This is a genomic window from Paenibacillus sp. FSL H8-0079, assembly GCF_037991315.1.
GTDB lineage: Bacteria > Bacillota > Bacilli > Paenibacillales > Paenibacillaceae > Paenibacillus.
This window is the reverse complement of the sequence record NZ_CP150300.1, coordinates 5,426,254-5,441,137: the sequence shown is the minus strand read 5'-3', so window position 1 is coordinate 5,441,137 and position 14,884 is coordinate 5,426,254. Positions and strand designations below refer to the sequence as shown.

The 14,884-nt window shown below is 46.7% G+C and carries 15 protein-coding genes and 1 riboswitch; of the genes, 11 read left to right on the top strand and 4 right to left on the bottom strand.

The window, feature by feature from the left end; genetic code table 11:
- Window positions 1-71 precede the first annotated feature (71 nt).
- The 3 genes from MHI06_RS24295 to MHI06_RS24285 all read left to right on the top strand — a co-directional run bounded on the left by MHI06_RS24295 (window position 72) and on the right by MHI06_RS24285 (window position 3,006).
- The gene (locus MHI06_RS24295; RefSeq protein ID WP_076333185.1) at window positions 72-821 is read left to right on the top strand and encodes a Cof-type HAD-IIB family hydrolase; all 750 of its coding nucleotides are present in this window, start codon (window positions 72-74) and stop codon (window positions 819-821) included.
- Window positions 822-875: 54 nt separating this feature from the next.
- Window positions 876-1,316, top strand: coding sequence for a DUF456 domain-containing protein (locus tag MHI06_RS24290; RefSeq protein ID WP_047841365.1), 441 nt, complete (start codon window positions 876-878; stop codon window positions 1,314-1,316).
- A gap of 61 nt (window positions 1,317-1,377) precedes the next feature.
- Window positions 1,378-3,006 carry a polysaccharide biosynthesis protein gene (locus MHI06_RS24285; RefSeq protein ID WP_340399368.1) on the top strand — a complete coding sequence of 543 codons (1,629 nt, stop codon included), beginning with the start codon at window positions 1,378-1,380 and terminating at the stop codon, window positions 3,004-3,006.
- A gap of 212 nt (window positions 3,007-3,218) precedes the next feature.
- Here the strand turns inward: MHI06_RS24285 and MHI06_RS24280 are convergent, their stop codons facing one another.
- Window positions 3,219-4,505, bottom strand: coding sequence for a DUF2515 family protein (locus tag MHI06_RS24280; RefSeq protein ID WP_340399367.1), 1,287 nt, complete (start codon window positions 4,503-4,505; stop codon window positions 3,219-3,221).
- Between the two features lie 142 nt (window positions 4,506-4,647).
- Between MHI06_RS24280 and MHI06_RS24275 the strand changes: the two genes are divergently transcribed.
- The 7 genes from MHI06_RS24275 (at window position 4,648) to MHI06_RS24245 (ending at window position 11,471) form a co-directional block, all read left to right on the top strand.
- The gene (locus tag MHI06_RS24275) at window positions 4,648-4,992 is read left to right on the top strand and encodes a thioredoxin family protein (RefSeq protein ID WP_169480637.1); all 345 of its coding nucleotides are present in this window, start codon (window positions 4,648-4,650) and stop codon (window positions 4,990-4,992) included.
- 314 nt (window positions 4,993-5,306) lie between these two features.
- Entirely contained in the window at window positions 5,307-6,245 is a 939-nt protein-coding gene (locus tag MHI06_RS24270; RefSeq protein WP_340399366.1) for a heme A synthase, read from the top strand.
- A gap of 199 nt (window positions 6,246-6,444) precedes the next feature.
- Window positions 6,445-7,164 (top strand): Cthe_2314 family HEPN domain-containing protein, encoded by a 720-nt coding sequence (locus MHI06_RS24265; protein ID WP_169480635.1) that lies wholly within the window; start codon window positions 6,445-6,447, stop codon window positions 7,162-7,164.
- A 169-nt stretch (window positions 7,165-7,333) separates the two neighbouring features.
- Window positions 7,334-7,474: riboswitch (SAM riboswitch) on the top strand.
- 125 nt (window positions 7,475-7,599) lie between these two features.
- Window positions 7,600-8,634 carry a methionine ABC transporter ATP-binding protein gene (locus tag MHI06_RS24260; RefSeq protein WP_340399365.1) on the top strand — a complete coding sequence of 345 codons (1,035 nt, stop codon included), beginning with the start codon at window positions 7,600-7,602 and terminating at the stop codon, window positions 8,632-8,634.
- Window positions 8,635-9,294 (top strand): methionine ABC transporter permease, encoded by a 660-nt coding sequence (locus MHI06_RS24255; RefSeq protein ID WP_340399364.1) that lies wholly within the window; start codon window positions 8,635-8,637, stop codon window positions 9,292-9,294.
- Between the two features lie 75 nt (window positions 9,295-9,369).
- The gene (locus MHI06_RS24250; RefSeq protein WP_340399363.1) at window positions 9,370-10,209 is read left to right on the top strand and encodes a MetQ/NlpA family ABC transporter substrate-binding protein; all 840 of its coding nucleotides are present in this window, start codon (window positions 9,370-9,372) and stop codon (window positions 10,207-10,209) included.
- A gap of 482 nt (window positions 10,210-10,691) precedes the next feature.
- Window positions 10,692-11,471: an SDR family oxidoreductase gene (locus MHI06_RS24245; RefSeq protein ID WP_169480631.1), complete on the top strand. Its 780-nt coding sequence runs from the start codon at window positions 10,692-10,694 to the stop codon at window positions 11,469-11,471.
- A 137-nt stretch (window positions 11,472-11,608) separates the two neighbouring features.
- On the opposite strand, the gene MHI06_RS24240 is transcribed toward MHI06_RS24245, so the two are convergent.
- A complete protein-coding gene (locus tag MHI06_RS24240) occupies window positions 11,609-11,854 on the bottom strand; it encodes a NifU family protein (protein ID WP_053783253.1) in 246 nt (81 codons plus the stop codon).
- Between the two features lie 80 nt (window positions 11,855-11,934).
- Between MHI06_RS24240 and MHI06_RS24235 the strand changes: the two genes are divergently transcribed.
- Complete coding sequence (locus tag MHI06_RS24235; RefSeq protein WP_169480630.1) at window positions 11,935-12,189, top strand: YuzB family protein; 255 nt, start codon at window positions 11,935-11,937, stop codon at window positions 12,187-12,189.
- On the opposite strand, the gene MHI06_RS24230 is transcribed toward MHI06_RS24235, so the two are convergent.
- Both MHI06_RS24230 and mqnE read right to left on the bottom strand, forming a co-directional pair.
- Window positions 12,186-13,247, bottom strand: a complete 1,062-nt coding sequence (locus tag MHI06_RS24230) for an NAD(P)/FAD-dependent oxidoreductase (protein ID WP_340399362.1) — start codon at window positions 13,245-13,247, stop codon at window positions 12,186-12,188. The genes MHI06_RS24235 and MHI06_RS24230 overlap by 4 nt on opposite strands.
- 234 nt (window positions 13,248-13,481) lie before the next feature.
- Complete coding sequence (gene mqnE / locus MHI06_RS24225) at window positions 13,482-14,588, bottom strand: aminofutalosine synthase MqnE (protein WP_169480628.1); 1,107 nt, start codon at window positions 14,586-14,588, stop codon at window positions 13,482-13,484.
- Window positions 14,589-14,884: the final 296 nt, after the last annotated feature.

The window sequence follows — 14,884 nt, the reverse complement described above, 5'->3', positions numbered from 1 at the left end:
GGCCCGCGTAGTGCCTGAATGGATATCCATGAGTTCAACTTGGAGAGAGACAACCTAGGAGGAACTACTGTATGAGTGAACTGAAATACAAATTGCTGGCACTAGATATGGATGGAACATTGCTTAACGATAATCATGAAATTACACAGGAGACTGCCAAGTGGATACAGATTGCCATTCGACGGGGTGTACATGTGTGCCTTTCTACGGGAAGAGCCGTATTCCATGCGATGCCTTATGCGGTCCAACTTGGACTAGAGACACCGATGGTTACCGTTAACGGTAGTGAGGTCTGGAAAGCACCGCATGATCTGCATATGCGTCATCTGATGGACCCGGCATTGATTCGTAAAATGCAGGAAATTGGTGAGAAATATAATAGCTGGTACTGGGCATACTCCGTGGAAGAGCTGTTCAACCGTGATCGCTGGACGGACAATATTGAAGGTCTGGAATGGTTGAAATTTGGCTTCAATACCGAAGTGGATGAAGTGCGTCACCAGATCATGATGGAACTGCAACAAATGGGTGGTCTGCAAATGACGAATTCTTCACCCGTCAATATTGAGATCAACCCTGCTGGCGTATCCAAAGCTAGTGGTGTAGCGGAAGTCTGCAAGCTGCTGGGCATCGAGATGTCCGAAGTCGTTGCTGTCGGAGACAGTTTGAACGATCTGGCTGTCATTGAGGCGGTAGGTCTTGGTGTAGCGATGGGCAATGCGCAAGAGCAGGTGAAGGAAGCGGCCGATCTGATCGTAGCGAGTAACAATGATGACGGTATCGTCGAAGTGATCCGTGAACATATTTTGAAGGGGGAGTAACCTTTGCTCGCAACCGTTGCCTGGATTTTAATTGTGCTGCTGTTTGCAGTGGGGATGGCTGGAACGGTATATCCCATACTGCCTGGTGCTGTAGCGATTTTCTTCGCGTTTCTGGTCTACGGCTGGTTCTTCAGCTTTGATCCGTTCGGCGTGTGGTTCTGGATCATCCAGATTCTGATTGTTGTTGTGTTGTTCGTGGCTGATTATGTCGTCAGCGCTTGGGGTGTGAAGAAGTTCGGTGGCTCCAAGCTATCGACCACGCTGAGTACCATTGGTGTTATCATTGGGCCATTTGTCATTCCGGCATTCGGACTGGTGCTGGGACCATTTATCGGTGCTTTTATCGGGGAACTGATCGGAGGGTCTTCACCTTCCAAAGCGTCCAAAGTTGGTTTTGGTTCCGTGGTGGGGCTATTTACGAGCACTGTAATGAAAATTATTTTGCAAATCGTCATGATTGTTCTCTTTATTATCTGGGTGGTAAGATTCGCCTAAACGTTCGGGATTAGCTTCAACGGGATGTACGTCCGGTGTGGAGGAAAGAAGGGGAATTGGTTTGTCTAAGAAAGAAACATTCATTAGGGGTACGCTCATTCTGGCGGCAGCTGCGCTGATCGCGAGAGTACTCGGATTGGTTCAACGGGTGCCGCTGGAGCATATCCTCGGCGATATCGGTAACGCATCGTTTACGATCTCCAATACGGTATATTTAATGCTGTTAACTGTAGCAACAGCGGGCATACCGAGTACTCTGAGTAAAATGGTATCGGAACGCTATGCGCTCGGACGCGCGGGTGAAGCTCAACAGATCTACCGTGCAGCCCTGATCTTTGCGGCTGTGGCCGGGGTAGTCATGTCTGCTTTGTTATGGTTCGCGGCACCTTATTATGCTACGTATGTGTCCAAAGTACCGGAGTCAGTCAGCGCCATTCGCGCCTTGGCCCCAGCCTTGCTGCTCTTCCCGGCTATTGCGATGATGCGTGGATATTTCCAAGGACGCGGCAACATGACAGCAGGCGGTATTTCACAGATTGTGGAACAGTTTGCTCGCGTAGGTACAGCCATTATCGTGGCTTATGTCATGCTGCAATGGAATTATGATGACCAGACGATTGCTGCGGGTGCTTCATTTGGTGGGGTATTAGGAAGTGTGGGTGCCTTCGGTGTCATGCTGTACTTCACCTTGAAGCTGCGTCGTAGCGACCGTGCGGCCCAATTGAATTACGAGCGTGCAGAGCAGTTGCCGATGCGAGGTATCTACAGTGATATCTTCAAGCTGTCTATTCCAATTGTGCTGTCTTCACTTGCGGTTCCAGCCATTAACTTCATCGATTCATCCCTTGTGGTACCACTGCTTAGTGGCCAGATCGGACTCGAAGAAGCGACAGGCGTACTTGCGATCCTGGGTGCCAAGGCCCAAAGTATTGCGGGTATTCCTCCGATTCTGGCTATCGCTTTAAGTCAGTCGTTGGTGCCTGTCATTTCGGCAGCATTTGCCCGCAAGGATGAAGCTCATCTGAAGAATCAGGTTACACTTGCATTGCGCATTTCGATTCTGACAGGTATGCCGATTGTCATTGCACTGTGTGCGGCAGCGTATTCGGTTAATGGATTGCTGTTTACCAATCTGGATGGAACGCCGATCATTGCTTTGCTGACATTCGGTACCATTTTCCAGATTACGATGATGACGACCAACTCCATTTTGCTTGGGGTAGGTAAACCGCGAATTACGATGGTTAGTGTCGCAGCAGGTGTTGTGATCAAATTGGTCGCAAGTCTGATTCTGGCGCCAATCTTCGGTATTTACGGCATCATTATTGCAACGGCCCTCTGCTTCTTGGTGATCACGTACCTGAATCTGCGAGTCCTTCGCAAAATCGTTGATTTCTCCATCATGGGAGATCGCTGGAAAGGGTTCATCATTACAGTGGTGCTTGCAGCAGGTGTAGGGTTTGCAGCGAACTGGATTGGCAATATGATCTTTGGACTGTTCCTGCCAGCGCGCGTATCCTTCTTGCTTACCTGTCTTGTGGTTGGAGTGCTTGTGGTGGTGGTGTATCTGGTTCTCATGGTCGTGCTGCGTGTACTGCGCAAGGACGAGCTGGGCAGTTACCCCCGTATTCTGCAAAAAATTCTCCGTCCACTCATGCGTCTCCAACGTGGAGGCGTGCAGAGAGGATAACCCTGCCAGAATAATCATTTAAGATCAATATTGTGCAAAATATGATACAAGCTCTGTCTGCTGTTAAAGCGGACAGGGCTTTTTGTATCGTTAAGACCAGCTGAGCGCCTGAGTTAAACATTAGGCTAATTATTAGGTGAGTAAGCCTCTGCTAGCGGTGCATCGGATTATCTACATCATGCGGCTTTGCCTGCTCCATATGATCTTCAGCATTAGTGTGTGATGACTTTAGCATCATGAGCCAGTGCTATTTTCAGCATGCCATATCGGTGTTCGTGACTCATCTCGAATAGCCATGGGCGACGTGGTGCGGTCAGATAACCGAGACAATCCCGAGTCTGAAGCCAGTCCTGTCTGGTAATCGGCTCATAAGGCGTGTCTCCCCATACGGCGAGAAGTTCCGGACTATACAATCGTTGCCCTTCGGGTAGCCATTCTTCATCTAGTAGCTCTTGAGCATAAAGTGTATGATCACCTGCCTCATCTTCATGATGGGTAAACAGGCCAGGCCAATATTCGGCACGTGAGCCACGATGGGGAACCGAACGTGCGAACTCCAACACTTGTGTGTGTACTTGCTCTACGCCAAACAACAGAGCATACAGGCCTTTGCCAAACAGAATGCGCTCATCCAGCTTGCCGAAATGTTCAATAACCCGTCCTGCAAGCCCCGCTTCTCGTCCAAGAGGAAAGACGATATGATTCAGACCCGCCAGATTGTGCAGATGGAATGCGGGTTTGGAAAGTACTTCTTTTTGAAAATAAGGATGCTGCACCACCCGGCTCTCGATATAGTTCTGCTCATTAATAATTAATGCCACACTTAGCAGTGAACTGCACCGTTCCAGCCAAAAGCGTTCCCAAAATGGCGTCATGAACGCCGATACGTGAAAGTGTGACAAGAGATGAAAACAGCTTCGTCCGATCCGGCGACTGTTCATATACAGTAGAAGCTGGGGATATGCATCCTGGAAAATGAGTGCGTTACACCGCTCCAGCAGTCGATACATATGCTCACGATCGCTTTGATTCTGTAAATTATGCATCAGATCACTCTGAAGATCTGTCATGTGATATCCGCCGTTGCGAGAGACCATATGAGCCAGTAGCGCCCAATGCAGTTCGGGATATTGCTCGTAGCAATCCAGATAGGCTGCCGTGCGAGTGATGTTACTCCGATTATGCTCTTGGGTCAGCGTCTTAATTTCTTCAAGGATGATACAATCTTCTTCACAGACAAGTGCACTTTGGACCTGATCAGTTCGTGCAAAAGACTTGCCGCTGGCAGGCAACAAACGCTCGACCTCAGACTGTAGGGCAGCTGCCGTATCTGTGTCCCACTCCATGTCACGCAATGGGTGACGTAGCTGTGCTGAAGCTTGCCAGGCTGCCTGTTTACCACGCCAGACTTCCCGGGCAGCACCCGGAATGGAACGGACCATCTGCAGGAGGGACCCGTGATGTTGTGCGCTGGAAGAATCGGTTCTGGTGGAAGTCATGATGTGACATCCTTTCATGATGTTCTGGGTTTAATTTCACAGACCATGTGGTTTATTCTAAGTATGCGCTGATTATTTGACTTCCACTCGCCAATTTGCTTCACTTAGGTTAAGACAAGGTACAGAAAGGAAGATGAACCTAATGGAATCAATTACATCCAAACCGGCATTTGATGTAGCCATTCAATCCCCACGTTTAACGATTGCCGTATTCAAGGCTGACTGGTGTGGAGACTGCAAATACATCGATCCGTTTATGCCTGAGGTTGAAGCGAAATATGCACGTGAACTGACTTTAATTGAGGTCGATGTAGACCAGGTTGGAACCGTTAGTGAAGAGCAGAACATTCTTGGCATTCCGAGCTTTGTGGCGTATACAGATGGCCGCGAACTCGTACGGTACGTGAACAAGCTGCGCAAGTCGAGAGAAGAGATTGAGCAGTTCTTAGATCGCGCAGTTGAAGTGTACAACACGATCCATAAATGATAATAAAAGCATGACAGGTTCATGTTGTAAAAGGGTATACTAGATGAAACGCCATTTCTCTTGAAATAGGGAAATGGCGTTTGTGTGCTCAGGATTCTGTTTAAGACACAATTCAACTGGCATATCCCTCAATTACATATCCCAAATGACCTGTGGGTCATTATTTCACCAGACGTTAACATTTTGTCACAAAGCGCGACGTCAATGAACATTTTATCCGGTATAATGAGTTTAGTTGTGAAATAAGTGTCAAAGTATCGAAACAAGCGGAGAATATTCTTCGCCATCTTAAACCAACAGCGGGTGAGAAAAAATTGAAGCACTTAACTTTATTTAAATGGTTAACCGTATTAACCTGTCTTGTCATGTTTCTGGCCACTTTTGGTGGAGGCATCGTAACCAAAACGGAATCGGGCCTTGGCTGCGGAACGGAATGGCCTTTATGTAACGGAAAACTCGTTCCGGCACATACTGTGGCTTCACTTATTGAATATTCCCATCGCGCTGTAAGCGCACTGGCTGGACTGTTGTCCATTGCCTCGTTTGTTGCTTTTCTGCGGTTCGGTAAGTCACGCCGTGACCTGCAATTGTTTTCTTTCTTAACCTTGGTATTTGTTATCGTCCAGGGAATCATGGGGGCTTTTGCCGTCGTTTTCTCCCAATCTTCAGCAGTCATGGCACTGCATTTCGGCTTTGCGTTGATCGCTTTTGCTAGTTCTCTCATGATGGCCTTGGGCATAAGGCAGGAGGCAAAAGATGGTGGATTGGAGCGCCTGAATAGATACCCTCGGGTTACTAAAAAATTCAGGAATCTGGTCTGGTTCTCCACGGTTTACACGTATCTCGTTGTATACACAGGTGCATTTGTGAGCCACACGGATTCTGCAGGCGGATGTTCCGGATTTCCACTCTGTAATGGGCAGATTATTCCTGAGCTTTCGGGTGGGGTAGCGGTTGCGTTTGCTCACCGTGCTGCGGCTGCGTCGCTCGTAATTGTTATCGCCATTCTGGGTCATTTCGCTTACCGTAATCATCCGGATAACAAAGAAATGCGTACCCTTGGTGTGGTATCCGTTGTTCTGATTCTGATGCAAGTGGTCATTGGTATTTTCATGATGGTGACGATGAGCCGTCCGGAAGTATACATGTTCGTGGCCCTCGCTCATATGCTGGATATCGCCATATTGTTTGGGATTTTAACCTATATGAGTTTCCTAGTGTACAAGCTACATCGCCCGGCTAATCGTTTCTAAATTCCGTTGAAATTGGAACGACTCTTGGGTTAAACTTGAAAGTCCACCATCCAGTGATGTACATCATTGGACAGGTGGACTTTGTTTGATGTCAGGGGGATCAGGGCAACCTATGGCAAGTAGCAATTACACGTATACTCGGAATGGTTATGTATGATGGTGATGAATCTTTGTTGATGTGGAAAAGAGGAGGTTAGTTATGCTGCGAACGTTGCTCGGGGAAAAGCCGCGTATAAACGAAGGGTTATTGAAGGAAGCGATGGAATCCATGGCGCATACGCTCGAGCTGTTTCAGCGACAAATGCATGTGGACCATGATCCCACGCATGACTATCGGAAACTGTATGTGTGGACGCAGGGACTCATCTCCTCACTGGATGAACTGGAGCAAAGCTGTTTCGCTGCTGCTCATTTTCGCAAAAAGGTCGTTGCAGGATCTACGGACGATATGACGCAGGCAGAGAAAGCCGAGTATGCCCGATATGTTTATTTCTATAAAGATGGGTTCATCCGTTGTTTTGCCATTCTGGATAAAGTCGGCACGGTATTGAATGAAATATTCGAGCTGAATACCTCAAATACAAAAGCGCATTTTTCTTATTTTACCGTGTTAAGGCAGTTCGATTATGCGACGCAGCATCATGACCTTGCTTTGCGGTTGATTCAGATCAAGGATTCATATCGTGAACCGATGAGTAAGCTTCGCAAACGACGTAATATGGAAATTCACTACATGAACTCTGAAATGCATGATGATTTGTGGCAGTTACACCAGACGTTGCAAGGGAAAGTGAAATTGGAGGATCTGGATCAGCATGTGCATGAAATGCGTCAGGGCGTGGATATGGTGTGTGAAACGTTAAGTACTTCATACGGCTACATTAATCAGATATGGCTTAAGCGAGGTAAGAAACGTTAACGCAGTAAAATAAATGAAATAATTCCCTTTGACAAATCGGAATACTTGGATTATACTGAGTTTCAGATCGAATGGTACATGAATATCATTATTTTTACAGAAGTTTCTGAACTTTCGAACAGTATATAACATGAACTACATGAACTTATAGAATCTTACAACCTCATATTTCTTATCGAGAGCGGCGGAGGGACAGGCCCGATGAAGCCCGGCAACCGATTTATACTGAATGACACATGTGTCATTCGTTATAGATGTTAGGTGCTAATTCCTACAAAATGGTGCAAGACACGATTTTGGCAGATGAGAAGGTAAATTCACGTGAAGAGCCGTCTTTGTATCTGCAAAGGGGCTCTTCTTTTTTTGTACGTAAAGGGGAGTTTTCCTTTCTTTCGGGTAAAGATACATGTAGGTGGTAGGAAGGGGCAAGTGCTATTGATTGAATTAAAAGGATTGACCAAGACGTATGGTAAAGGGGCAAAATCCACAACAGCGTTATCCAATCTGGATTTGAGCATCTGCAAGGGTGAAATTTATGGCGTCATTGGCCATTCCGGAGCAGGTAAAAGTACACTGATTCGCTGTATTAATTTGTTGGAACGTCCAACGGAGGGTGAAGTATGGGTCGACGGAGTCAACCTGACTGACCTGAGTAAAACTGAATTGCAGCAACAGAGACGCAAGATCGGCATGATTTTTCAACACTTTAATCTGCTATCCTCGGCATCGGTATATGACAATGTGGCTTTTCCACTAAAGCTTGTAAATACACCTAAGGAAGCCATTGATCGCAAAGTGAAGGAAATGCTCGCTCTGGTTGGCCTGGAGCAACACAGCAGTAAATATCCGGCTCAATTATCTGGTGGACAGAAACAACGTGTTGGGATTGCAAGAGCGCTTGCGAGTGATCCGAATGTACTTCTCTGTGATGAGGCTACTTCGGCACTTGATCCGCAGACGACGAATTCAATCCTGAAATTATTGCTCGACATTAATGAAAAGTACAACCTCACGATTGTGCTGATTACACATGAGATGCACGTCATCCAGAACATCTGTGACAAGGTTGCTGTCATTCATCAAGGTGGCATTGTGGAACAGGGACCTGTAACAGAAGTATTCCTGAAGCCGCAGCACGCCATTACGCGGGACTTCACGATGCGTGACCATGAAGCTGGACTTGCTCTGGAAGAGACCGCTCTGGCGAATGCAAGCGTTGAATTGCAGGCAGGTGTTGCTTCTAAACTAGTGAAGATTTCCTTTCTGGGTCATAAAACATATGAAGCGATTTTGTCCAGAACGGTACGTAAGACAGGTGTGGATTTTGCCATCCTGCAAGGTACGATCTCTACGATCAAACAGGTTCCTTATGGGCAGTTGACCGTTCGATTCGAGGGTGAGTCAGATGCGATTGAACGGACCATATCCGAATTGACCGCAGAGGGACTTGATGTGGAGGTGCTTCGTTAGATGGATTTTTCAACCGTACGTTGGGAAGAGGTTGGTAAAGCTTCCATAGAGACACTGCAAATTTTGGGTGTATCAGGCTTGTTTACCGTTATCTTTGGTTTACCACTCGGAGTTCTGCTGTTCATGACAGCCCGATCTGCTTCGATTAAGTCACGGGCAGTGTACACGATACTATCCCTGATTGTTAATATTTTGCGCTCAGTCCCATTTATCATATTGATTGTTGCACTTATCCCATTTACTCGTATACTCGTCGGTACTGCTACCGGGGTGCTCGGCGTTATACCTCCTTTGGTTATTTCAGCAGCTCCTTATTTTGCCCGTTTGGTGGAAACTACTTTGCGTGAAGTCGATCGGGGTGTCATTGAAGCTGCACAGGCGATGGGTGCATCGACCGGACAGATTGTAAGACGGGTGTTACTGCCTGAGGCGTTGCCTGGTCTGCTTGCTGGTATAACAATTACCATCGTTACGCTCGTCTCCTATACGGCGATGGCGGGCATGGTCGGTGGTGGAGGTCTGGGAACACTGGCAATTAACTATGGATACTTCCGTTATCAGAATGAAATCATGATCATATCCGTCGTGTCGATGATCATTCTAGTGCAAATTCTCCAGATGGCTGGAGATCGCTTGGTTACATTTTTCACCAGGAAATAACACATAGATTACATGATGGTTATGCAATAATGCGGACGCCACATGACAAAAATGATTAGAGAAGGGGTTTTACACATGAAAAAATGGTCTTTTGCTCTACTTAGTCTTATGTTGATTGCGGTTCTCGCAGCTTGCGGAAACAACAAGGACGCCGATAGCGGCGCAGACAATTCAGCAGGTGCACCTCGTACAGTTGAATTGAAAGTTGGAGCTTCACCTACACCACACGCAGAGATTCTGGAAAGTATCAAGCCTGAACTGGAAGCACAAGGTATTCGTTTGCAAGTCGTAACGTTCAATGACTATGTTCAACCCAATCAGCAACTTGCTGATGAAAAATTGGATGCAAACTTCTTCCAACACCAACCTTACCTGGACACAGAGAATAAAGAACGTGGATTCAACCTCGTTGCTGTAACACCTGTTCATGTTGAGCCTTTTGGCGGATACTCCAAAAAGATTAAGTCTTTGGATGAACTGGCAGACGGCGCAAAAGTAGCGATCCCGAATGACCCATCCAATGGTGGACGTGCACTGTTGTTGCTCGCGAAGGAAGGCATCATTACGCTGAAAGACAACACAAATATCACTTCTACGATTCAAGATATCACAGCAAATCCGAAGAACCTGGATATCATCGAGCTGGATGCAGCTATGATGCCTCGTCAATTGGATGAAGCGGATCTGGTATTCATCAACGCTAACTATGCGCTCGAAGCGAACCTGAATCCGGCGAATGATGCTTTGCTGATCGAAGATCTGCAAGGTAATCCATACGCTAACATCCTCGTTTCCCGTGAGGACAACAAGGATGCAGATGCGATCCAGAAACTGGCTGCTGCTCTGCACTCCGAAGAAGTGAAAACATTTATCGAAGAACGTTATAAAGGTGCAGTTGAACCTGCAACTGAATAATTCACGATATGTATGATATGATGTGAAGCTATTAAGAAATAAGCCGTATATCTCTCCAGAAGAGATATACGGCTTATTTTATGTTTCCTAATCTGTGCTGACGTGGGAATCAACAAGGGTCAGGGTGGGAGTAGACCAACTGATGCTTGGTCTTATCGTATGTTGGTTCGATTTCCCAACCTGTTATGTGTGTTCTATATTCAGGATCGAGCTCTCTGTTGTCTTCTTCTGTGCCACGGATATAACTGCTTAACAGTTCTTCGGCACTTAAATTTTGATCGTCATCATGGATATGACCGGTCTTCACATACTCGAACACGACATACCACGAGCCGAATTCACTATTGCTGGTTAGACTTCCGATTTCGATCAAGATCTATAAGGAATCACAGGTTGATGATTCCTTATAGATAAGCGAGTTGTAGGAGGAGGATAAATCTTTTATACTGGATAGTGACTGCTCTTTGAAGAGGGGGATGAACGTGAAGGGAAAGATTGCCCTCATAACGGGAAGTGCCAAAGGTCTTGGTAAAATGACAGCCCTCAGTCTGGCAGATCAAGGGTGTCATATTGCCCTCAACTATGTACACAGCAGAACAGAAGCTGAGGCTTTAAGGGCTCAGATTACAGCCAAGGGTGTGCGGTGCATTGCCATCCAGGCGGATATATCCAAGGTTGAAGATATTGCTTCATTGGTTGAACAAGTGGAAGACAAGCTGGGCAGCATTGATATTTTGGTGAATAACGCAGGGCCATTTGTCCGTGAGCGTCGATTATTTGCGGATTATGCTGAAGATGAGGTTCAGATGCTTGTGCAGGGAAACCTGCTGGGACCGATGTTGCTCGATCAACGTGTGTTGCCGGAGATGAGACGCAAGCAATGGGGACGCATTATCCATTTTGGCTTCAGTCATGCTGGAGAAGCGAGATCTTGGCCTCATCGCGCCGTATATGCGGCTGCGAAGGTAGGTCTGGTATCTTTTACGAAGACACTCGCCGTTGAGGAAGCTCCTTATGGAATTACGGTTAACATGGTATGCCCAGGAGACATTCGTGGTGCGAACAAAGAGAAAACGATTGATGAGATGGCAGGCATCACCGACGAGGAAACGCCAAGAGGGCGTCCTGGCAGCGGTGAAGATATTGCACGAGTGATTACGTATCTGTGCCTTGATCATTCCGATTTTATAACAGGTAACATTATGGATGTATCTGGAGGACTTGATCCGATTCGTCCGACCATACAGCGCGAGGATACTTAAGGTGAGTTGAGGATTGTACGTAGAAAACTGGTCAAGGTGACAGTGAGAAATGGACTCTCTGCATATGCACACAAAAAAAGAGCCCTCCGCTTCATGCGAAGCGAAAGGCTCTTGAGGTTTATTTCGTGAAGGATTGATTAGAATACTTGTACGACTTCTTGTACACCCTCAACTTCTTCGAGAAGGGCGCGTTCAATCCCGGCTTTTAAGGTAATGGTGGAGCTTGGGCAACTGCCGCAGGCACCGACCAGTTTCAGCTTAATGATGCCGTCCTCCACGTCGACCAGTTCCACGTCACCGCCATCGCGCTGCAGGAACGGACGAAGTTTATCAAGCACATCAGATACCTCATCATACATGGTGCTTTGTGCGTTTTCGCTCATATTGTTCAACTCCTTTCCTTCCTATATTATATTACAAATGGCCACAAATTAAAATGGTCAAACAAAGCAGGTGAACCTACATGAGACCGATTATTGAATTTTGTGCCAATAATATGCATTTTGGCACAGATGAAGTCATGGATCAACTGGAAGAAAATCCAGACTATGATGTGATTGAATACGGCTGCCTCACCAACTGCGGCCAATGTTCTATGACTCCATTTGCACTGGTGAATGGCGAAGTTGTCATCACAGACAAAGTGGAAGATCTATATAACGCCATTCTGGCCAAAGTTTCCGAAGCCGATGCCTGGGATGAGCTCGATCTCGATTAACCGAGATGGCGCTTGGACATCCAGAGCACACCACTTTTCAAAATCCGAGGTACGCGTCCCATCATAGACGTTTTGCCCATCAGCCCGAACCCAGACTTCTTGCCGAGTGCACCGAGTGTGCCACGAAGCTTGAGTGGATGTGGATTGGGCTTTTCGCCTTTCCAGAGGGCATGCTGAATATGGGCGATCTGCTCACCCTGCACTTCGGCAGCTTGACCGCTAGGTGCATAAGGGACACTCGCACAGTCACCAACGACATATACATCGGTATATTCCGGGATTTGGTAGTATTCATTCAGGACGACACGACCTTGAGGGTCTTTGGTTACGTCCAGATCCTGTACCACTTTTACGGGCTGAATGCCTGCAGTCCACACGACAGCATCCGTTAGGATCTGTTCATCCCGATTAAATATCGCATTTGGTTCAACACGTGAGATGGCGATATGCCCGCGTGTCTCTACCTGATGTTCGTTGAACCATTCATGCACATACACGGACAGACGTTGCGGGAAAGCGGATAATACACGTTCACCACGATCCAAAATGCTGATGTTCAGATCCGGTCTGCTCTCACGAAGTTCGGCTGCCATCTCGACACCACTTAATCCGCCGCCAACGATATGCACATTGCCATAGGCTTTGACTTCATTAAGGCGAAGGTAGGTCTCGCGTGTTTTGCTGAAGCTCTGAATGGTACAGCTGTAGTCTTCGGCGCCTGGTGTATTGTGGAAACGGTCTGTACAACCAAGTCCAATGACAAGTTTGTCGTACACGAGCGGGTCTTGGCCTTCAAATTCAATCTGACGCTGTTCCAGGTCAATCGAAGTAACTTCTCCATAACGGTAAGTGACTTTATCGCTCACTGGAAATTGGATACGCAGGTCGTAATCAGATACGGTTCCTGCTGCGAGTGCGTAATATTCTGTCTTTAATCCCTGAAAGGGGCTGCGGTCCACCAAAATAATTTGTGTATCGGATGGAATTTTGCCTTCCAGAAGTTCCTTGATGATGGTGAGGCCGCCATAGCCGCCTCCAAGAATGACGAAATTTTTCATGACTCGGCTTCCTTTCTGCATCAGTCCCACTGAAATGGGGCTGTAACCTGTGGAGCAGCTATGTAATAACATAGCTGCTCCTTTTGTTTGGATTTGAATAAATGAAAAATAGGAATTGAAAATTGAAGGTATACTTCAGCAGTTGGCACCACTCGAATTCAAACGTCTCCCTATAATGAAAGTAGCGTCCTGGAGTGATGCTGTGCAATATTAGTTTTAGATGCTGCTAATATACTATTCGTACACTTGAATTTCATTGTAGAACGTATCACGTTCTACCGGAATGCGTCCTGCACCCTTAATTAGCCATATGAGCTCTTTACGGGTGAGGCCTTCAGGCGTTAGTGCACCTGCTGCATGACTAATCCGTTCGCGAACAATCGTGCCGTGTGCATCCGAAGCACCGAATCCAAGGGCGACTTGAGCCAACTGAGGACCGATGTTAATGAAGTAGGCTTTGATATGATCAATGTTATCCAGCATCAAACGGCTGATCGCAATTGTTTTGAGATCTTCATAGGCCGAGTTACGACGCATAATGCTCGCGTTTTTACTTTTTGGCTGCATGGAAAGCGGGATAAAGACCATGAATCCGTTCGTCTCGTCTTGCAATTCACGAATCTGCGCCATATGGTTAACGCGGTCCTCATAGGATTCAATCGATCCATACAACATCGTAGTATGTGTACGCATGCCCAGGTTATGAGCTGTGCGGTGCACCTCAAGATAACGATCCACGTTCGCTTTGTCCACACGCATTTTTTTGCGATATTCATCCGACAAAATCTCAGCGCCGCCGCCAGTCAATGTTTTCAAACCCGCTTTTTGCAGCTCCTGTAGAACTTCCTTAATACTGAGTCCGCTGATGCGAGTGAAGAAATCGATCTCGGCTGCCGTGTAGGCTTTCAGCGTAACATCCGGATATTTCTCGTTTAAAGCACGCAGGGAATCGACATAATACTGAAAAGGAACATGGTTATTATGTCCGCCTACAATATGGAACTCTCGTACGCCTGGATGAATATGCTGTTCCACATAATCAATCATTTCCTGACCGGACAACGTATAAGAACCATCTTCACCCTGGTCTTTGCGGAAATTACAAAAAGCGCAGCGGGCTTCACATACGTTCGTAAAGTAAAGACTCATGTTTTCGATGAAATACACTTTCTTACCATTCTTCCGCAGGTTGGCCTCATTGGCCAACTGGCCCAAAGTCAGCAGATCATCTGTTTCATACAGATATACGCCGTCTTCTACGCTCAGCCTTACGCCGTTCTGCACTTTCTCAACGATTTCAGCCATTCTTTTGTCTGTGAACGGTGTTACCAATGTAGACATACTGTTTCCTCCTGTTCTTAACCGGAATTGAGTTGTGTGTAGGATCTGCATACAGAACTACATAGCAAAGATGCGGTCATCTGCCGCTTTCTTATTGGACTAACTCTTATTTACCCGGTGCAGCGTGTGCTGCATATGAAAGCTAAATTTTTTCAAAAAATGGAGTCTGTTGACTCATATATGCATTGGGGACTGCGTAACAGTCTCGAAATGTGAAAAAAATTACAACTCCAATTATGACCATCGTCTGAATAAGTCATGACAAAATATCGACATTTCAGTGCGACCACCTATTC

Coding starts and splice junctions, on each gene's coding strand:
- MHI06_RS24280 (WP_340399367.1), bottom strand. CDS start 4,505: ATGACTTCCACCAGAACCGATTCTTCCAGCGCACAACATCACGGGTCC.
- MHI06_RS24250 (WP_340399363.1), top strand. CDS start 9,370: ATGAAAAAATGGTCTTTTGCTCTACTTAGTCTTATGTTGATTGCGGTT.
- MHI06_RS24235 (WP_169480630.1), top strand. CDS start 11,935: ATGAGACCGATTATTGAATTTTGTGCCAATAATATGCATTTTGGCACA.
- MHI06_RS24295 (WP_076333185.1), top strand. CDS start 72: ATGAGTGAACTGAAATACAAATTGCTGGCACTAGATATGGATGGAACA.
- MHI06_RS24255 (WP_340399364.1), top strand. CDS start 8,635: ATGGATTTTTCAACCGTACGTTGGGAAGAGGTTGGTAAAGCTTCCATA.
- MHI06_RS24265 (WP_169480635.1), top strand. CDS start 6,445: ATGCTGCGAACGTTGCTCGGGGAAAAGCCGCGTATAAACGAAGGGTTA.
- mqnE (WP_169480628.1), bottom strand. CDS start 14,588: ATGTCTACATTGGTAACACCGTTCACAGACAAAAGAATGGCTGAAATC.
- MHI06_RS24230 (WP_340399362.1), bottom strand. CDS start 13,247: ATGAAAAATTTCGTCATTCTTGGAGGCGGCTATGGCGGCCTCACCATC.
- MHI06_RS24275 (WP_169480637.1), top strand. CDS start 4,648: ATGGAATCAATTACATCCAAACCGGCATTTGATGTAGCCATTCAATCC.
- MHI06_RS24290 (WP_047841365.1), top strand. CDS start 876: ATGGCTGGAACGGTATATCCCATACTGCCTGGTGCTGTAGCGATTTTC.
- MHI06_RS24240 (WP_053783253.1), bottom strand. CDS start 11,854: ATGAGCGAAAACGCACAAAGCACCATGTATGATGAGGTATCTGATGTG.